This window comes from Collinsella aerofaciens, from assembly GCF_040926185.1.
Taxonomy (GTDB): Bacteria; Actinomycetota; Coriobacteriia; order Coriobacteriales; family Coriobacteriaceae; genus Collinsella; species Collinsella aerofaciens_BC.
Map to the genome: position 1 here is coordinate 61,795 of NZ_JBCOIQ010000002.1, position 18,465 is coordinate 80,259.

At 60.8% G+C, this 18,465-nt stretch carries 17 protein-coding genes, 1 other RNA gene and 1 pseudogene; 9 read left to right on the forward strand and 10 right to left on the reverse strand.

The annotated features are described in order from the left end of the window. Positions 1-4: 4 nt before the first annotated feature. The 3 genes from AB5750_RS01330 to rpsA form a co-directional block, all read right to left on the reverse strand. Positions 5-643 carry a YigZ family protein gene (locus AB5750_RS01330; protein WP_192934338.1) on the reverse strand — a complete coding sequence of 213 codons (639 nt, stop codon included), beginning with the start codon at positions 641-643 and terminating at the stop codon, positions 5-7. A 228-nt stretch (positions 644-871) separates the two neighbouring features. Next, an RNA gene (gene rnpB, locus AB5750_RS01335) (RNase P RNA component class A) lies at positions 872-1,233 on the reverse strand. Between the two features lie 343 nt (positions 1,234-1,576). Further along, the gene (gene rpsA / locus AB5750_RS01340) at positions 1,577-2,743 is read right to left on the reverse strand and encodes a 30S ribosomal protein S1 (protein ID WP_022095232.1); all 1,167 of its coding nucleotides are present in this window, start codon (positions 2,741-2,743) and stop codon (positions 1,577-1,579) included. Positions 2,744-3,058: 315 nt separating this feature from the next. Here rpsA and AB5750_RS01345 point away from each other — a divergent pair, with 315 nt between their 5' ends. After that, entirely contained in the window at positions 3,059-3,817 is a 759-nt protein-coding gene (locus AB5750_RS01345) for an HAD family hydrolase (protein ID WP_161159788.1), read from the forward strand. Positions 3,818-3,904: 87 nt separating this feature from the next. Here AB5750_RS01345 and AB5750_RS01350 read toward each other — a convergent pair whose 3' ends face one another. Next, complete coding sequence (locus tag AB5750_RS01350; RefSeq protein WP_233543837.1) at positions 3,905-4,294, reverse strand: DeoR/GlpR family DNA-binding transcription regulator; 390 nt, start codon at positions 4,292-4,294, stop codon at positions 3,905-3,907. A gap of 298 nt (positions 4,295-4,592) precedes the next feature. Between AB5750_RS01350 and trpS the strand changes: the two genes are divergently transcribed. From trpS to AB5750_RS01365, 3 genes are all read left to right on the forward strand, one after another. Continuing rightward, the gene (gene trpS / locus AB5750_RS01355) at positions 4,593-5,642 is read left to right on the forward strand and encodes a tryptophan--tRNA ligase (protein WP_368145202.1); all 1,050 of its coding nucleotides are present in this window, start codon (positions 4,593-4,595) and stop codon (positions 5,640-5,642) included. 134 nt (positions 5,643-5,776) lie between these two features. After that, positions 5,777-6,607, forward strand: a complete 831-nt coding sequence (locus AB5750_RS01360) for an HAD-IIB family hydrolase (RefSeq protein ID WP_368145201.1) — start codon at positions 5,777-5,779, stop codon at positions 6,605-6,607. Positions 6,608-6,864: 257 nt separating this feature from the next. Beyond that, positions 6,865-7,197 carry an MGMT family protein gene (locus AB5750_RS01365; RefSeq protein ID WP_368145199.1) on the forward strand — a complete coding sequence of 111 codons (333 nt, stop codon included), beginning with the start codon at positions 6,865-6,867 and terminating at the stop codon, positions 7,195-7,197. A 60-nt stretch (positions 7,198-7,257) separates the two neighbouring features. On the opposite strand, the gene AB5750_RS01370 is transcribed toward AB5750_RS01365, so the two are convergent. After that, positions 7,258-8,352 (reverse strand): hypothetical protein, encoded by a 1,095-nt coding sequence (locus AB5750_RS01370; protein WP_368145198.1) that lies wholly within the window; start codon positions 8,350-8,352, stop codon positions 7,258-7,260. 257 nt (positions 8,353-8,609) lie between these two features. Next, entirely contained in the window at positions 8,610-9,860 is a 1,251-nt protein-coding gene (locus tag AB5750_RS01375) for an MFS transporter (RefSeq protein WP_368145197.1), read from the reverse strand. A gap of 394 nt (positions 9,861-10,254) precedes the next feature. Here AB5750_RS01375 and AB5750_RS01380 point away from each other — a divergent pair, with 394 nt between their 5' ends. The 4 genes and pseudogenes from AB5750_RS01380 to AB5750_RS01400 all read left to right on the forward strand — a co-directional run. Beyond that, positions 10,255-11,274 (forward strand): SPFH domain-containing protein, encoded by a 1,020-nt coding sequence (locus AB5750_RS01380; protein WP_161159777.1) that lies wholly within the window; start codon positions 10,255-10,257, stop codon positions 11,272-11,274. A gap of 598 nt (positions 11,275-11,872) precedes the next feature. Next, a complete protein-coding gene (locus tag AB5750_RS01390) occupies positions 11,873-12,493 on the forward strand; it encodes a helix-turn-helix domain-containing protein (RefSeq protein ID WP_368145195.1) in 621 nt (206 codons plus the stop codon). Positions 12,494-12,593: 100 nt separating this feature from the next. Then, positions 12,594-12,947 carry a hypothetical protein gene (locus AB5750_RS01395; protein WP_161159771.1) on the forward strand — a complete coding sequence of 118 codons (354 nt, stop codon included), beginning with the start codon at positions 12,594-12,596 and terminating at the stop codon, positions 12,945-12,947. Between the two features lie 196 nt (positions 12,948-13,143). Next, positions 13,144-13,326, forward strand: a pseudogene (locus AB5750_RS01400) (helix-turn-helix transcriptional regulator); the annotation flags it as partial. 354 nt (positions 13,327-13,680) lie between these two features. Here AB5750_RS01400 and AB5750_RS01405 read toward each other — a convergent pair. Further along, on the reverse strand, positions 13,681-14,994 hold the full coding sequence (locus AB5750_RS01405) for an L-cysteine desulfidase family protein (RefSeq protein WP_161159768.1): 1,314 nt from the start codon (positions 14,992-14,994) through the stop codon (positions 13,681-13,683). A gap of 267 nt (positions 14,995-15,261) precedes the next feature. Here AB5750_RS01405 and rpiB point away from each other — a divergent pair, with 267 nt between their 5' ends. Beyond that, positions 15,262-15,729, forward strand: coding sequence for a ribose 5-phosphate isomerase B (rpiB, locus tag AB5750_RS01410; protein WP_117762860.1), 468 nt, complete (start codon positions 15,262-15,264; stop codon positions 15,727-15,729). A gap of 151 nt (positions 15,730-15,880) precedes the next feature. On the opposite strand, the gene ndk is transcribed toward rpiB, so the two are convergent. The 3 genes from ndk to AB5750_RS01425 all read right to left on the reverse strand — a co-directional run bounded on the left by ndk (position 15,881) and on the right by AB5750_RS01425 (position 18,390). Beyond that, positions 15,881-16,285, reverse strand: a complete 405-nt coding sequence (ndk, locus tag AB5750_RS01415) for a nucleoside-diphosphate kinase (protein ID WP_006234152.1) — start codon at positions 16,283-16,285, stop codon at positions 15,881-15,883. 385 nt (positions 16,286-16,670) lie between these two features. Then, positions 16,671-18,101, reverse strand: a complete 1,431-nt coding sequence (argH, locus tag AB5750_RS01420; protein WP_368145193.1) for an argininosuccinate lyase — start codon at positions 18,099-18,101, stop codon at positions 16,671-16,673. 118 nt (positions 18,102-18,219) lie between these two features. Continuing rightward, a complete protein-coding gene (locus AB5750_RS01425; protein ID WP_368145192.1) occupies positions 18,220-18,390 on the reverse strand; it encodes a hypothetical protein in 171 nt (56 codons plus the stop codon). Positions 18,391-18,465 lie beyond the last annotated feature (75 nt).

An 18,465-nucleotide genomic window follows, 5' to 3' on the forward strand; every position in this document is an offset into this window, starting at 1 on the left:
GCCGTCAGAACTCGGCAAATTTGGGAGCTCCGACCTCAATCTCCTCACGCCCCGCCATAAGCTCGCGCATCTTAGCGCAAAACGGCTCCTGCTCCCCAGCTTTGAACACCAAGTGAATCGTCACGGCATCCGCGTAATCGGTATCCGAAACCTTGGCACCCGAATCCTGCGCCAAACGAAGCACCTGCTCGTACTGCGGATAGGCCACATGCACGTCAACCGGCACGACGCTCGTCATCTCAACGATCTGCCCGGCCTCCTGAGCCGCGGCCACCGCCGCCTGCGTCGCCGCGGTATAGGCGCGTACCAAGCCACCAGGCCCCAACAACGTGCCACCAAAATAGCGCGTCACTACGCAGCAAACATTTTTGAGCTCCGCGCCGCGCAAAACCTCGAGCGTCGGCATACCACTCGTGCGGCTCGGCTCACCATCATCGCTCTGGCGCTCGCGTCCATCGACCAAAATCCACGCGGGAACATTGTGTCGAGCGTCGTAATGACGTTTGCGAACCATCTCGATAAAGGCATTCGCCTCATCCTCGGACTCAATATGGACCAGCTGGGCAATAAACCGGCTCTTGCGGTCCACAAACTCGCCCGAAGCCTCAATATTCGATTGCAGAGTAAAATAGCTGTCCAACAAAGCCCCTCAACAGAATAAAGCGCAGCAACAAACAGCCTAAATAATACGGCAAAGACATCACCGTTGCCCTCGCCAACAAGAACGGAAACGCCAATGATGCCGTCACCAACAGCGAGAACCCGTCAGCGCGAGCAAGGTGCCTTGAAAGCTGAGGGCATTGACCTTATGGTCATGCCCGAAGGCTTGAAAGGCAGATTGCCGCGCTGACGGGTTCGCAGCGTCAACAAAGTGCTGAGTGGGCCTATAAGCCGGGTTCTGTCGTGAACGGTCATTTATCTTGTCTGCACGTTACCGTGCAGCTCCACGCACGCTACCCGAACGCGGACCGGGCCGGCCCATAGCGTTCCTATTCGCGCTTGCTCCGGATGGGGCTTGCCAAGCCGCCGTGTTGCCACGACGCTGGTGGTCTCTTACACCACCGTTTCAGCTTTTCCCTTTACGCCTTGCGGCACAGGTGGGAGTCTTCTTTTCTGCGGCGCTTTCCGTCGGATCACTCCGCCCGGCCGTTAGCCGGCATCCCGCCCTCTGGAGCCCGGACTTTCCTCACGCGTGCTGCAAGCAGCACATCGCGCGACCGTCTGGCCCACTCAGCAGTGCAAGAGTGTAGCACACCGTCAGCATAGGCAGCGGCACAACACAAGCGCTCGACACGATAAACCAAGAACCATGTCATGCAGTACAATAGGAACGCCGATGGGCAACGTCGTCAGTCGAGACGCGACCGCGCTCCGCACCCCTCCGTCTACTCGGTGCGTTCCCGCCTCCTCCCCGAGGCGGGATGTCGGCGTTTTTTCATGCACCGACAACTCAATAGCAAGCGAATAGCCCAAGCAGCGTTACGCGCAGGCACTACCGAACATCTCGGCAGTAAATGCAAAAAGGGACCCGTCCATTACGGACGGATCCCTTAAAACAAGTGATCGTCAAACCGATTTACTCGGCGTCGGTCTCCTCGTCCTTCTTCTCGGAAGGCAGCGGGGTAACCTCGATCTCGACGCCCAGAGTCTCAGCAGCGGACTTCATGGACAGGGAGATACGACGACGGTCGAGGTCGATCTCCATGACCTTGACCTGAACCTTGTCGCCCACGTGGGTGACCTGAGAAGGCTGATCGACGTGCTTGTTGGCCATCTCGGAGATGTGCACCAGGCCCTCGATGCCCTCGCCCAGGTCGACGAAAGCGCCGAACGGAACAAGCTTGGTCACCGTGCCCTCGACGATAGCGCCGACGGGGTACTTCTTGACCAGTGCGCGCCACGGATCCTCGGTGGTCTGCTTGAGACCCAGGGAGATGCGCTCGCGGTTGAGATCGACGTCGAGAACCTCGACCTCGACCTCCTGGCCGACCTTGACAACCTCGGAAGGATGGTTGACGTGGTTCCAGGAGAGCTCGGAGATGTGGATGAGGCCGTCGATACCGCCGAGGTCGACGAAGGCGCCGAAGTCGACGATGGAGGAAACGGTGCCCTGGAGACGCATGCCAGACTTGAGCTTGGACAGGATCTCGGAGCGCTCGGCCTTACGGGACTCCTCGAGCACGACGCGACGGGAGAGGACGACGTTGTTGCGGTTGCGGTCCATCTCGATGACGCGGGCCTCGATGCGGGTGCCCATGTAGGAGGTGAGGTCCTTGACGCGACGGAGGTCGACGAGGGAAGCGGGCAGGAAGCCGCGCAGGCCGATGTCGAGGATCAGGCCGCCCTTGACAACCTCGATAACCTCGCCCTCGACGTTCTCGCCGGAGTTGAACTTCTCCTCGATGCGGTTCCAAGCACGCTCGTACTCGGCACGCTTCTTGGACAGGACCAGACGACCGTCCTTGTCCTCCTTCTGGAGAACCAGGGCCTCGATGGGATCACCGAGTGCAACGATGTCTGCAGGGTTAGCGTCCTTGCGGATGGACAGCTCGCGGACCGGGATAACGCCCTCGGACTTGAATCCGATGTCAACGAGCACCTCGTCATGCTCGATCTTAACGACAGTGCCGTTAACGAGATCGCCCTCATCAAAGTCGGTAATCGTACCGTCGATGAGGTTGTTCATCTCCTCCTCGTTGACATCGTCAAGAGAGAAAATGGACGAGTTCTGAATCTCACTCAAAGGTGGACCCCTTTCGAACTACGGGGCCCCGATTGCTAGGACCTACAGATGGGTGCGACAAGCACACAACGTTTAGGAACACTCGGGAGCCGACAGATACTGATGTGACGCTTATGCAATCACGCCCGTATAGATTACGGGGAAATCGCTTCGATTTCAAGCGTGAACTGCGATTTTTTACTCGTATGGAGACTTTTTCGCAATCTTGTGAACGACTGTCTCCACAAGTTGACGATGAGCAGCTAGGCACACTGCTTTGGGGTAAAGTATCCCAGACATACGATTCTGGAACGATTTTTCGAGAAAGGTGCCCGCGTGCTCAAAGCAGTCGTTTTCGATATGGACGAGACGCTTCTTAGCATCAACCTCAACGCGTTCATCCTTCGCTATTTTAAGGATGTCTCGTCGATGCTCGCGGATATCGGACGTCGCAGCCGCGGGGGCACGATGGCGCGCCTCGGCACCATCCTGGTCGACCTCAACGCCAATCGCCGCAGCAGCACGGACAATCGCACCAATCTTGAGTTCTACCAGGAAGAGGTTGAGCGCCGGTGTGGCATCTGCCTCTCCGACCCCCTCATCTACGAGGCGTTTACCTACTACGATCACGAAGTTCTGCCGTACAAGAACGATGACATGATCAACGCAAAAGCCATGCCGGGTGCGCACGCCGCGCTTCAAGCCGTACAGGACGCGGGGCTGCGCTGCGCGCTCTTCACCAACCCCAGCTTTCCCCAAGGGGCCATCGAGTGCCGCATGGGCTGGGGCGAGCTGACAGACGCGCCCTTCGAGCTCGTAACGCACATGGGCAACGCCACGCGCTGCAAGCCCGATGTCACATATTATCTAGAGCAGCTGCAGGTCATGGGGCTCGAGCCGCACGAGGTCCTTATGGTGGGCAACGATCCCAAGCGCGATTTCCCCAGCCCCGCCTGCGGCATTCAAACCGCCTATGTGGGCCAAGGAAAGCCCGGCCGAGCCACCTGGCGTGGAACCATGGAAGACTTCGCCCGCGACTTTAACGCCGTAGTAGAAGCCTTCTACGAGCACCAAATAGCCGACGAACTAAGCTAGTCCCCAAATCAGGAATGGGGCGCACGTTTGCCCCACGCTTCGTTACGTGGGCAACGGCTTGAGGGCAAGATGCGATGCCCCAGTGTCCTAGGCCGTGATCATTTTGACGCGTTCGCCGATTTTGGAGTCGCGCCTGTCGGAAATAACAGTAAAGCCCTCCAGGTCGCACACCTTTACATTTGAAAACACGTGGAACTTGGAGCTATCGGCGAGTACGTAACTCGCCTGGGAATTCTGCATCACGATACGTTTTTTGATAGCCTCGGGATAACCTGGCGTCATGATACCGCGGTCCTCGTCCACCGCGTTGACACCTATAAACGCCCGGTCAAAGTACAGCTCGCGCAGCGCGCTCTCAACCATAGGACCGGTGAGCGAGCAGGTAACGGGGTTGAAGTCGCCGCCAATTACCACCACCTTAGCAGCAAGCTCGCCCGTAAACCGACATGCATAGCCGTTGGTGGTGTAGATAGTCACCGGCTTGTCGACGAGCAGGCTCAGGAGCGCCGTCGCGGTGGTACCGGAGTCGACAGCGAGATGAGACCGTCACGCCCGAAGACCCCGCTTTCGCCGCCGAGGAGCGCGCGGCGCACGTGGCCCATGAGGAGCGGCTCGAGCATATCGAGGGGCTCCTTCCCAAGAAGGGAAACGGCCCTGCGGGACGACACGGCGAAAACCATCGTTGATTCCGGCAAGAGACGCCGTTTCTCTGGTAGCTTCATTTTCAACCAAGACCGACAATGCCGGCCAGGCACTCAACCCAAAAGGAGACAGCATGCCCAACGAGCTCAGCTACGAGGTCAGCCTCGAACGCAGCAATCAAATCCGCGCCGACCTGCCGCAGCACCCCGAGAAGTACACCATGCTCACCGGCGATCGCCCCACCGGCCGCCTGCACTTGGGCCACTACTTTGGCACCCTCAAAAGCCGCGTCGAGCTGCAGGAGCTGGGCGTCCACACCAACGTGCTCATCGCCGACTACCAGGTCATTACCGACCGCGACAGCACGGACAACATCCAGGACAACGTCTACAACATGGTCATCGACTACCTGGCATGCGGCCTGGACCCCGACAAGACCATGATTTACACGCACTCCGCGGTTCCCGCTTGCAACCAGCTCATGCTGCCGTTCCTCTCCCTCGTCTCCGAGGCCCTGCTCCAGCGCAACCCCACGGTGAAGGCCGAGATGGAGGCTTCCGGCCACGAGCTCACCGGCCTGCTCCTCACCTATCCCGTGCACCAGGCCTGCGACATCCTGTTTACCAAGGGCAACGTGGTCCCCGTGGGCCGCGACCAGCTGCCCCACATCGAGCTCACCCGTACCATCGCCCGCAAGTTCAACAACCGCTACGGCAACGTCTTCCCCGAGGTCGACGCTTTGCTGTCCGATACTCCGCTGCTCCCCGGCCTCGACGGCCGCAAGATGAGCAAGTCTTACGGCAACGCCATCAACATCTCGATGACGGCCGAGGAGACCGCTAAGCGCATCAAGAAGAGCCAGACCGACGGTGAGCGCATGATCACGTTCGACCCCGAGGCGCGCCCCGGCGTATCCGGCCTGCTCTCCACCGCCGCGATCTGCACCGGCCGTTCCGAGGTCGAGATCGCCGAAGAGATCGGCATGGGCGGCTCCGGCCAGCTCAAGAAGTACGTCACCGAGAGCGTGAACGAGTACTTCGCCCCCATCCGCGCCCGCCGAGAGGAACTGGTCCAGGATATGGACTACGTCAAGGACGTCCTGCGCGAGGGCAATCGCCGTGCCAACGAGGTCGCCGAGGCGACGCTCGCCGAGGTGCGCGAAGCCATGGGAATGGTGTACTAAGCCATCCGCCCCGCGCACGCGCGGCGACACGCGAATGGGCCATCTTCACGTGCCCGCGCTTTCGACATAGCCAAGGTCTTACGAGGTGGGCGATAATAAGCCCGCCTCGTTTTTTACGTTGTATGGGGGACTGCATGTACCGACTTGTTGCCAGCGATATGGATGAGACGTTTCTCGATGCCGACCACGCCATCCCGGCGTCCAACCTCCGGGCACTCAAACGCATGAGAGAGCTCGGCGTGCTGTTCGTCCCTTCGAGCGGGCGATGGTATTCCTCGATCATGGACAACTTCTCGGGGGAGGCCCGCGAGCTGATCGAAGACGGCTATGTGCTCTCCTATAACGGCGGCTTCATCAACCGCGTGGGAGACCCCACCCCGCTCACCACCTGCGGGCTTTCCAACGAATGTGCGAACGCGATCTATGCAAAGGGACTCGAACTCGGACTCTGCATGCACGTCAACGTCGCCGACGGCCACGTGTTCGTGAATGACGCACCCACACGGGAGCGCGACTATCTGGAATCGATCACCGGGGTCACTCATTTTCGCGGATCCGACCACCCCGACCTCTCATTCCTTGAAGGCCGCGGCATCGTGAAGATCCTGTATGTCGACTTGGACTTCGACGCGCTACAGGAATTGGGCCGCGAGCTCACGCCGATGGCCGAGCGCCTCGGCGTTGACATCACTTTCTCCTCCAAGCGCTACCTCGAACTCATGCCCGCAGGCGTTGACAAAGGGATGGGGCTCACACGCCTTGCCGATATGCTGGGAATCCCGATGTCCGAGGCCATCGCCGTTGGCGATTCCGCAAACGACCTCTCCATGATCAAAGCGGCGGGGCTGGGAGTCGGCGTGGCGAATGTCACCGACGACGTGCGGCCGTATTGCGATGTCGTTCTTGAAACGGCCGGGACCGACGGCGCGTTCTCCGAGCTCGTCGAGCGATTCCTCGAGCCCTAACGTCCGCATGACGCCGCGTCTTTCTATTTGTAACCCTTGGTTAACTTGTGGAGAGGCTATGTGCTCGTCGGTCTACGACTTGGGTCTCATAGAATTAGCTATAGTTAACTCAACGAAGGCACAGGCGAATTAAAGACCTTCGACACGAACGTTGCGCCTTCCCTCCCCTCGCGCAACACCTCTTTGGAAAGGCGCCCCGCACATGTGGGGCGCCTTTCTTGACTACAATGACGATATCGATTGGAAGTGAGGATGGCATGGTAGACCGGGACACCGACGGATTCTTCAACCGCGTATACGACATGGTGCGCCAGGTGCCCTGCGGCATGGTTGCCACGTATGGTCAGATCGCCAAGCTCGTTGGTGAGCCCCGTCGAGCCCGATACGTGGGATACGCCCTGCACGTCAATCCGGAACCCGGGGACATACCTTGTCACCGCATCGTATTCGCCGACGGACGCCTGGCGGAGGGTTTCGCCTTCGGCGGACCCGAGGTGCAGCGCGCATTGCTCGAGGATGAAGGCGTTGCCTTCCTCGCCAATGGGCATGTCGACCTGCAGGCCTCTCGCTGGCCCGCAGGCCTGGTATGACAAGGGGCGCCAACTGAACTGCGCCCCTTCCCGTATTTGAAACTTTGACAGGCAACCCAATCAGACAGTCGCTTCGAGCGCATCCTCTGCACGGTCGACCGTGCTTCTGGCCTTGGCGCCCTGCTTGAACCACGAGCGCAGGTCCTCGAGGGTGCTGCCCGCTGCATACACCTTGATTTTGCGACCGCCCTTCGTAGTCACCGTACAGCGGTCGCCGCTCTCACTGTCCTCGTGCGCCGTGACCTTCTTGAGGTAATCGCGGCGGAACGCCACGACGCGGGCATTGCTGATCTCGATGAACCAATCATCGTCGACAAGCGAAGTGCCCGTGGCACCTCGACTTGCCATCTCCTCGGCGAAGGAGAAACCGAGTTCGCGCTCCTGCCTGCCAATCTCGAGGATACCGCGGGCGGGCATGCTGAGCATGAGCAGGGGCAGGAGTCCCCCTATGAACAGGAAGAGGAACGGGACGAGCAAGAGCAGACGAGCGCCGGCATCGGTGAAAACAGCCATGAAGGCGATCACGAGCGAGAAGACGAGTGCCATGCCGTTGAAAACAATCGTCAACGGCTTGATGGCAGACCAACACAGGCCCGCCTTGGTCATGGGGCCGTCGACAGCGTCCGAGATCTCGATGCCCTCTTCCTCCAGACGGTCGAGGAGGTTGAGTGAGCACACCCCCTCGAGGCTTATCGAGCAGATCTTCCGGTCGCCCTCGAACAGGTCGATCCTCATCATCTGCGCGTGAAGCGTTGCACGGGCGATGTTGCCAAACGTCGTCTCCTTGCGGATGCCGAAGGCGTTACGCGAGAGAATGCGCCCACCGTCCACGTCGATACGCGGGATGCTCAGCAAGGCCCAGATAGCCATACCCGCGAGCGCCATGGCATGACCGAACCACACAAGTTCGTGGTCCCACTCGCCCAGCGAGACGCCCTGCCAGACGTAGACACCCAGCATGAGCAGTTCGAACGCGACGGCGCAGCAGGCGATGATCGTGCGGATGGCTGCGGGCATGCGCACCGTGAAGCAATCGAGGCTGTCCGTTGCCTCGCTGCGCTCGCGCGCGCCGCGGCGGGCGACCCATGCAGTGAGCGGGCCGACGATGAACACGGTCATACCGACGCGCAGAATGGATTCGAGCAGATTACTCATAGGGGCCACCGCCTCGGGCTCTGGAGATTAACTGCAGGAAACGCTGCCAGAACGATGGGATGCGCACAACGTAAGGAGCCGCGTATCGGCAAGCGGCGGCATCGCAATCGCCCGGCGAACAGATGATGATCGGCGCCGGGCCAGACGAATTAAACAAAAGGGTGGTCGACGGCGCCCTCGCAGGCGCACCGTCGACCACCCTTCACGTCGCAGCGACCCTACGAGCCGTCCGAAACGAAACGCACTCCGCCAGAGCGCTACCCAATCTTGCGGATGCTCGGGATCGCCCAGGTGATGCCTGCTAGGATCACCATTGCAGCACCGATGAGCACGAAACACGCGCTTACGCCGATGGCGTCCGCGAACAAGGTCGATGCGACGAGCCCCACGGGCATGGCCCAGCTGCAGACCGCTCCGTACAGGCCGAAGACGCGGCCCATGCACTCGGGATCGACGCGCTCCTGCATGAGCGCCATCTGCGGCGCGCTGTACAGCGGACTCGAGACCCCCATCGCGAACGTAAGCCCCAGAAACACAACGAGCGCGGAAGGGGGCACGAGGCCGCCCGCGAGCGTGCCCGCTCCGAAGAGGCCGATGGCCAGCGTGCACGAAAGAGCGCGGTTCTTAAGGCCACCCGTCGCCCCGATCCAGCCGCTCGCCGCGATCATGCCGACCGAGAACGCGATCTCCGCGATAGCCGACTGCGTAGTGGTGCCCCCAAAATGGTCGAACACCATGAGCGGGAACAGCGCGGATATGGGCGAGAACAGGACCGAGAAGGCGAAGCCGATCCAGAGCATGGCGAACAGACCGTGATGGCGTTTGAGCTCGCGGTACCCGTTGGCCGTCTCCAATAGGAAGGCCCGCACCGCGCGGTGCGACGCCTCGGCGTTCTCCTCGGGCGTATGGCGCTCGGGCGCCGGCGTCTTGATGCCGGAGGTCGCCACCGCGATGCTCGCGAGCACCGCCCCGGCGACATCGAGCGCGATCATGAAAGTCAGACCAAACGCCGGGTAGACCGCCGCGGCGATGGCGTTGCCGATGATATAGCTACCCGACTGCATGAACTGCAGCATGCCCGCCAGCTTGCCGAGCACCTCGGGCGGGGCGATGAGCGGTGTGAGCGCGTTGAAGGCGGGCGTATGGAGCGTGCTGCCCAGCGCACGGACGAACACCACCGCCGCCACAACGGCGACAGAAAGGTCGCCCCGAAGCGAGCCGAAGACAAGCGTGAGGCTCACGGCCGCGATGAAGAGATCGGCGCCGATCATGAGACGCTTGATGGACGTGCGGTCCACGATGGTGCCCGCGAAGGCGCCGAGGAGCGCCATGGGCAAGAAGGCCGCCAGGCTCACGAACGACAGGGCGCTCGCGGAGCCGGTGGTGAGGGTGACGTGCCAGATGAGACCCATCTGCAGAATGGAGCTCGTGAGCACGGAGAAGAACTCGCCGATCCAGACGATGGCGAGCGAGCGCTTCCAAGAAGCGCAGGGATTCGGTTGTGTCATGGAATAATCCTTTGATGCGATCGGTGGTATGCAGCGAAGTACCGGTCGCTCACGCGACCGTGGCTAGAGCCAAATCCTCATGGAAGCAAGCATGGTGCAGCTCCCCTTTCCAAATCTCGAGGTAAACCTTCAGCCGTGAGTGGGGCTATTATAGGGACTTGCGAGCCAAGATGCAACAGGAAGACCTCTACGGAGCGTAGATGCCGGGCGCCCCGAACCACTTATGCCATGAGAGACGGCATCCGATTCTCCTTGACTTGGTCTCAATGTGATATCACAAAGCAATCAGCAGCCGCACGGACTGCTCGGGGACTCGCCTCCTCCCCATCGCAATCTGGAGCGCGGCGCCGGGGACGTCACGCAAACGCCGGCGCAGTCGTGAAAGGAACTCACAATGAGCGTGGAAAAGCAACTCAAGGCCAAGTCGGGCTACGGCATGCTCGTCGCCGTGGCGGTGGCGCTCATCGTCATCATCGGCCTCTTTATCTGGAGCACCATCGGGCTCGCGAGCACGCCCGACGGCGTCGACGCGCCCGCAGTCTACGGATGGGGGCTCGGCCTCAGCATCCTCGCGTTTTGCTTGTGGTTCATCCCACTCAACGGATTCTTCTCGCTGCAGCCCGGCCAGGCGCGCGTGTGCATCCTGTTCGGCAAGTACGTGGGCACCGTCCGCGACGAGGGCCTCTTCTGGGCCAACCCGTTCTTTAGCAAGAGCATGGGCGGATCGGCCGGGATCGGCGAGATGATCGAGCTCGAGATGAGCGATTCCAAGGCCGCCAAGGCCGCGGCGCAGAAGGCCGCCAAGGGCAACCCCACCACTATCTCCACCCGCGTGCGCACCCTGAATGGCGAGCGCCTGAAGGTCAACGACAAAATGGGCAACCCCATCGAGATCGCAACCGTCGTGGTGTGGCACGTCGCCGATACCGCCAAGGCGCTCTTCGACGTCGACGACTACCAGAGCTATGTCGCCATGCAGGCCGAGACGGCGCTGCGCCACGTGGCGAGCGTGTACGCCTACGACCACCTGGAGGACGAGTCCGATGCCGCCGGCGCCATCACGCTGCGCGCCAATGTGGAAGAGGTCTCCGAAGCCCTGCGCCGCGAGCTCGCGATGCGCCTGGCGCCCGCCGGCGTCGAGGTCGACGATGCACGTCTCACGCACCTCGCCTACTCCCCCGAGATCGCCCAGGCGATGCTGCGCCGCCAGCAGGCCGAGGCCGTCATCGCCGCACGCAAGAAGATCGTCGAGGGCGCGGTCTCCATGGTCGACATGGCCGTGAAGGAGATGGCTGCCGGCGGCACCATCGAGCTCGACGACGAGCGCAAGGCGCAGATGGCCAGCAACCTCATGGTGGTGCTCTGCGGTGAATCCGAGGCGCACCCGGTGCTCAACGCAGGCTCGCTGTACTAACCCCAACACCAATGAGTAATTTGGGGACGGGTGCAAAATTGCACATTCGACAAGAAGGCACGTCATGGCACGCAAGTAGTATCCACTCCGTATAGACCCCGCTATCTGGGAGGCCGTCCAACGCTGGGCGGACGATGAGATGCGCAGCGCCAACGGTCAGGCGGAATGGATCTTGCGAGACGCCCTCAAACGCGCGGGAAGGCTGCCGAAGAAAGAGCCCTCGTCCAAGGACGCACCCAAAGGCGAGGAGGGCTAAGCTGGAAGACAGGGCTCGGCCGCTGCCGACGTCGGGACAAAGCCGCGCCCCGCGCCGCGGTCGAGGCAGAGCTGAGCCCCGCCGCTCCAAAGTCGAGCCGAACGGCGGGGCCAACACCAACCCAAAGCAAGCTCGCCCCCTCTATACGCACCAACCGGTCCCCGGAGGCATCCGCCTTTGGGGACCGTTCTTTTCCCAGCTAGATGTCGTATATAAAGCCTTTTGACAGCTCGATTTTGCCCCGTGGGGGTCAAATATAAAGACCTTTGATGGTACGATGCTCGCGTCAATGACATGGTGGCTCTCGACAGGGGTCACCCCGACCCTCTAGGGAGCAAACGCATGGAGCTGGGCTCGCACATCAAGGAGCATCGCACGGAGCTCGGACTGTCCCAAGACGATCTGGCGGAGCGCATCTACGTGTCGCGCCAGACCATCAGCAACTGGGAGTGCGGCCGTACGTATCCGGATGTCCAGAGCCTGCTGCTGCTTTCCAACGTGTTCGGGGTGACCGTGGACTCCCTCATCAAAGGAGATGTGGAAACCATGGCACAGGTAATGAACGAAGCGGTCAAGAAGTACAACGCCCTCTCCACAATCACGGTCGTGAGCGCGGTCGTGTTTTTGGTGCTGAGCGCGTGGGCGGCGTTCCAGCTCGAATGGGGCTGGGGCATGCACATCGCGCCCACCGCGGCGTTTGCCGCCGTGGCGCTCGTCGTGATGCTCGTGGCGTTCGTGTATATGGAACGCATGAAGAAGCAGCACGACCTCGTCACGTACCGCGAGGTGTTGGCGTTTAGCCGCGGCGAGCAGGTCGATCGCGACACGCTCGAGGGGCGCCGTGAGCGCGAGATGAACCCTTGGGTCAAGGGCACGCGCAACGCGGTGCAGATCATCATCGGCGCCATCGCCGGCGGACTGGTGGGCGTCGGCATCGGCATGCTCGCCAAGATGCTGAGTTAAAAGCGCGGGTACGCACCCGTTCCCCGAAATGGTATCCCCCTTAGCCCCCATTCTGAAGATGTATGCCAGAATGGGGGCGATTCCCGTTAGGAGGTGCCCCATGAACGTCACCGTACGCGCGTCCCTCATCGCATTGATCGCAATCGTTGGCGCCTGCTGGGCAATCCCCGTCCTCCTGGTGAGGGTCGTCCCATCCGATGCCGGCATGATCGCCATGATGACGCTGATCTACCTCGTGCTCCCCGTAACTGCGATCGCCCTCGGCCTGCTCGCCGCGAACTCCGCGAGGACGCTCTTCTGGATACCCGCGGCGCTCGGAATCGGATCCGCGCTCCTGTTTCCCCTCGCGGTCGAGGGCAGCCGGGACCTTGCGTTCCATGGGGTTGCCTATACCGCAATCGGCTACGCCGCCATGGGCCTGCGCACTTGGACGATTGCTCGACAGCATCGCTAAGCCATCGCCCCGCAAGCCTCCACAAGCCAGATCTCCCCGCGGCGATGGCACGCATCGCAGCAACAATCATGCGGGTAAACCCCGTGCAAAACAGTTTTTGCAGCGCCCGGCAAGCCATGCCGCATATGATGTACAACAGATTCGATAGCGCACCCTACGTGTTCGCGGGACGCTCCTTCACGACCGGGAGGTGACGATGGACATCAGCAACCAGATCAAGACGAGGCGCGAGGCGATGGGGCTCTCCCAAGAACAGCTCGCCGAGAAACTCTACGTGTCGCGTCAGACGATCTCGAACTGGGAGCGGGACAAGACGTATCCGGACGTCCAGAGCCTGCTCATGCTGAGCATCCTATTCGGCACCTCCATAGACACGCTCGTGAAGGGAGACGTGACCGTTATGGAAGAGGCAGTCGAAAGAGATTGCAAGCGCATGGGAACGCGGATGCTATGGCTGGCCGTGCTGATGCTCGCGTTGCTGGCGGTGGCGTTCGCACTGATACTGTCGCCGGCGTTTAACTGGATGGAGGGCACCTGGGGCGCCGGCGTCGCCGCGGCTGCGGCGTTCCTGCCGGCGATAGCGGCGCTTGTTGTCGCGACCGTCCTCGAGCGCATCAAGCGCGAGAACGACCTGGTGACATACCGCGAGATCCTCGCTGTCCGCAATGCAGACAGGTGCTTTACAGCCACAAGCGCGATAGTTTCAACAACAAGATGCAGTGCCCCAGAGCCCCTAGCAGTCGACGATGGTCTTGCCGATCATGATGTTGAGGATCTCGACGTCGGTATCCTTCATGCCAACGCGGCCCACATAGCCCATGCTGGCGATCGTCTCTTCCACCGTATCCTGAATCAGGCCCTCTCCGGCACGGAAGCCGCGGCCCTGCATGGCCATATCGTGGCCCAGAATCGCCGCATCAACGGCAGCGGAAATCTTAGCGGCGCAGCTTGCCTTGGCGCCATCGCACACGATGCCGCCCACGTTACCGAGCGTATTGGAGACCGTCGCGCCGATCTGCTCGCGCGTGCCACCGCACAGCCAGGTAATCGCCGCGCCGGCACCGCACGCAGCGCAAATAGCACCGCAAAACGCCGAGAGCGCACCAATATAGCTCTTGATATGCACGGCAATAAGATCAGACAGCATCACGGCGCGCACCAGGCGCTCGTGGTCGCAGCGCAGGTAATCGGCATATTCCATAACGGGCAACGCACAGGTAATACCCTGGTTGCCCGAGCCGCACACAATGGCGACCGGTAGCGCACAGCCGTTCATACGGGCGTCAGACCCGGCGGCCGCACGCGCACGCGCACGGCAGGCGACATCGTCGGCGCGAGCGCCCAGCAGCGTACGGCCCACCTCGGCGCCCCAAGCGTTCACCAAGCCCTCGGCGCTAATAGCGCCGTTCAGCTCAATCTGACGCTCAACGGCAGCGCGGGCGCCCTCGATGTCGCCGTCCTCGATAAAGTCAATGATAGACTCAATCGACATGGGCGTATCGGCGGCACGCTCGGCCACGATGCGCTCGGCGCAGGCGGCACACTCCCCCGCCGACTTGCCACACATCGGAATGCCATCGAGTGTATGGCACGTAACATTGGTGTGATGGTCGGTGATCTCGACGACCGCAGTATGACCTCCGGCCGTGGCAGTCACCTTAATGTAGAGGTTGGGCACACCCTCGACAAGCGACACATCGCAGTAGTCGGCATCGGAGAGCAGCTCGGTCACGCGAGCACGGTCTGCATCGCCAACACTCTCGAGCACCTCGAGCGCGCTCTTGGCGTCACCGCCCACGGCACCCAGCACGGCCGCGGCCTCAATACCGTGCATACCGCCCGAGTTGGGCACGGTCACGCTCTTTACGTTCTTGATGATGTTGCCTGAGCAGGCAACATCCATATGTTCGGGTTCGCAACCGAGCGTCTGGCTCGCCAGCGCCGCCGCATAGGCAACGGCAATGGGCTCGGTGCAGCCGAGCGCACAGACAAGCTCGCGGTTCAAAACATCACAAAACGCGGTATCACGGATGGAATCGGTAGGCATAGGTATCTCCTACATGTATAACGGGTTTCTCTAGCAAGTATCAACTTCTCCATTTGATAACAAGGCACCAAAAACCGCAAGTCGAGTTCCGGCAGACGGCCGCCAGAAGCAAATTGGCGGCATTTTTCGTGATGGGCTGATGTTCGCGTCCGCTAAAGCGTTTGACCAAAAAACGCCCGAGTGTTTAGGCAAAAGACGCGCTATCATGCAGTCGAACGCGGTAAAACCTTTAGCAATTCCGCCGCACGGACCAGAGAGGAACCACTCATGAAGATCGGTATCGGCAACGACCACGCCGCCGTCGAGCTCAAGAACATCATTTCCGAGCACCTGAAGGAGCGCGGCTGCGAGGTCGTGAACTTTGGCACCGACACCTCCGAGAGCTTTGATTACCCCATCGCCGGCTACAAGGTGGGCAAAGCCGTAGCCAACGGCGACGTCGATCTGGGCATCCTGATCTGCGGCACCGGTGTCGGGATTAGCTTGGCCGCCAACAAGGTCGAGGGCGTTCGTGCCGTCGTGTGCTCCGAGCCCTTCAGCGCCAAGCTCTCGCGCATGCACAACAACACCAACGTGCTCGCCTTTGGCGCCCGCGTCGTGGGCTCCGAGCTCGCCAAGATGATCGTCGACGAGTGGCTCGACGCCGAGTTTGAGGGTGGTCGTCACGAGCGTCGCGTTAACCTCCTCAACGAGATCGATCACACGCGCGCCCTTAAGATCGTCGACGAAGCCTAAACTATTCAGTGCCACAAGCTAACAGCAGGGGCCCGCTCGGAACACATGTCCGAGCGGGCCCCTGCATAGATTCTGGAATAAAAGGGCACCGCAGATGGAGTTCCGCGGCGCCCAAGCCACACGCTAACAGCTTTAAGGAGTCAAAGCTGGTTTAGCCAAAGAAGCGCTTGATCTCAATCTCGGCGTTCTCCAGGCAGTCGGAGCCGTGGATCACGTTGGCGTTGACATCGACGGCAAAGTCGCCGCGGATGGTACCAGGAGCAGCGTCAAGCGGATTAGTAGCGCCCATGAGGGTGCGCATCTTAGCAACAGCGGAGAGACCGGAAACGACCATCTTGACGACCGGACCGCTCGTCATAAAGTCGCAGAGACCGCCAAAGAAGGGCTTGTCGGCCAGATGGGCGTAGTGCTCCTCGACGGTAGCGCGCTCGAGCGTGGTCATCTCCATGCGCTCGATGACAAGGCCGCTGCGCTCAATGCGAGCAACGATCTCGCCGATCTTGCGGTCGCGCACGGCGTCGGGCTTAATCATGATGAAGGTCTTCTCGATAGCCATAAGGTAGCCTTTCAAGTAGGTTCGCGCGTGCCCAAGTCCCATTCCGGCACCCGCCTGTACTGCATCGTAACAGAGTTTTAGCTGCAGTTAAACAAAAAGCTGTTTATTGAAACGTTACAATTTATTGAAGCGTTCCATATGTGTCACTTCTGTTTCGAAGCTCGATTAGAGTACCATCCGACTGCCCATCAACCGCATCGAGCAGAGCAGACGGTCGGTTGCCGCCCGCGAACGTACCCCCTTCACAACCTGCCCAAAGGTCCTACAGAACTTCTCGACAAGCCCCTCCCCCATAGCAACAAAATACGGACGCTCACATCAGCAGACGTCCGTAAAGCAAAAAATGATTCCTCAATAAATGGCAAAAACAGCTTCGGCCAAACCCTTACTTTATCCCGTGGCCCATCTCGACGACCTTGGTCAGCGATCCAAACACGCCCTCGTCGGCCACGAGCTGTGCCTCGGCACGCTGCAGCTGCACGGCAACGGCGGCAGGGGCGGTACCGCCCTCGGTCGTGCGTGCAGCGACAATCGACGGGATGTCGAGCGCCTCGGTAATGTCGTGCTCAAAGAGCGGGCTTGCCTCCTGGAACACCTCAAACGGCAGGTCCTCAAGATTGCAGCCGCGCTTCTCGCACATCAGGACCAGATGGCCCACCACGGCGTGTGCCTCGCGGAACGGCAGGCCACGCTTAGCCAGGTAATCGGCAACATCGGTAGCGGCAAGGTGTCCCACGCCGCACTCGCGCGCCATGGCATCCTCGTTGACGGTCCAAGTCGAAATCATACCGGCCATAACCGACAGGCACTGCATGAGCGTGTGAGCGGTATCGAGCGCGCCCTCCTTGTCCTCCTGCAAGTCCTTGTTATAAGCAAGCGGCAAGCCCTTCATGGTTACGAGCAGCTGCAACAGGTTGCCATACACACGGCCGCTCTTGCCGCGGATAAGCTCGGCAAAGTCGGGATTCTTCTTCTGCGGCATGATGGACGAGCCGGTAGAGTACGAGTCGGAAAGCGTGATAAAGCCAAATTCGGAGCTCGACCACAGCACGATCTCCTCGGAAAGACGCGACAGGTGCATGGCCATAACGGAGCCGGCGTAATGCAGATCGAGCAGGAAATCACGGTCGGAAACCGCATCGAGCGAGTTGGGAATCACGCCCGCAAAGCCAAGTTCGGCAGCCGTCAACTGGCGATCGAGCGGATAGCTCGTACCGGCAAGCGCGGCAGCACCCAGCGGGCAGTTGTCGGCGGCATCAAAGGCGGCCTTCAGGCGCGTAAAGTCGCGCGCGAACATCCAGGAATACGCCAGCAGATGATGCGAGAGCAGCACGGGCTGAGCGTGCTGCATATGCGTGTAGCCCGGCAGAATCACCTTGTCGTACTTCTTAGCCGCATCCACCAGCACATGGCGCAGCTCAAGATTGGCCTCCATGAGCTCCTTGGCCAGCGCCTTGACGCCCAGGCGCGTATCGGTCGCCACCTGGTCGTTGCGCGAACGGCCGGTATGCAAGCGCTTACCGGCCTCGCCGATGCGGCGCGTCAACTCGCTCTCGATGGACATATGAATGTCCTCATCGTTGATATCGAAGGTAAAGTTGCCGGCATCGATATCCTGTTCGATTTCGGTCAGGCCCTTGGCAATCGCCTGCTCGTCCTCGGCACTGATGATGCCCTGGGCCGCCAGCATTTTGGCATGCGCCTTAGAGCCGGCGATATCCTGCTTATAGAGATGTTTGTCGACCGGCAGCGACGCGCCAAACTCCTGCGTGACCTCGGCCACGCCTGCCTCAAAACGACCGCCCCAAAGAGCCATGGAACCGTCCCCTTTCTCCAAATACCAAAACAAGCGCCCAAAGCAATGCGCCATATCGCTAAAGCGATTTTTCAACCGCTAGTTTTACACATTCCCCACCGTGTGCGGAGCCATGTAGCTAATTTGCAAAGAAGTGACGCGCCATGCACTTGGCGCCCAACGTCTCCCTCCGGATGTTGCCCTGCGAACCATCGATCCAGGCCTTCAGGCTCATAGGGACGTCCTCGGCCCTTGCAGCATCGAACTCGGGCGCGAGGGCAAGTAAAGCATGCGCGATAGCATTGAACATAATGGATACTCCTCATATATATAGGCGCAGAGCCGCCAAATTGATAGAAGGAGCCCCACCGGACAACCCCGGCGG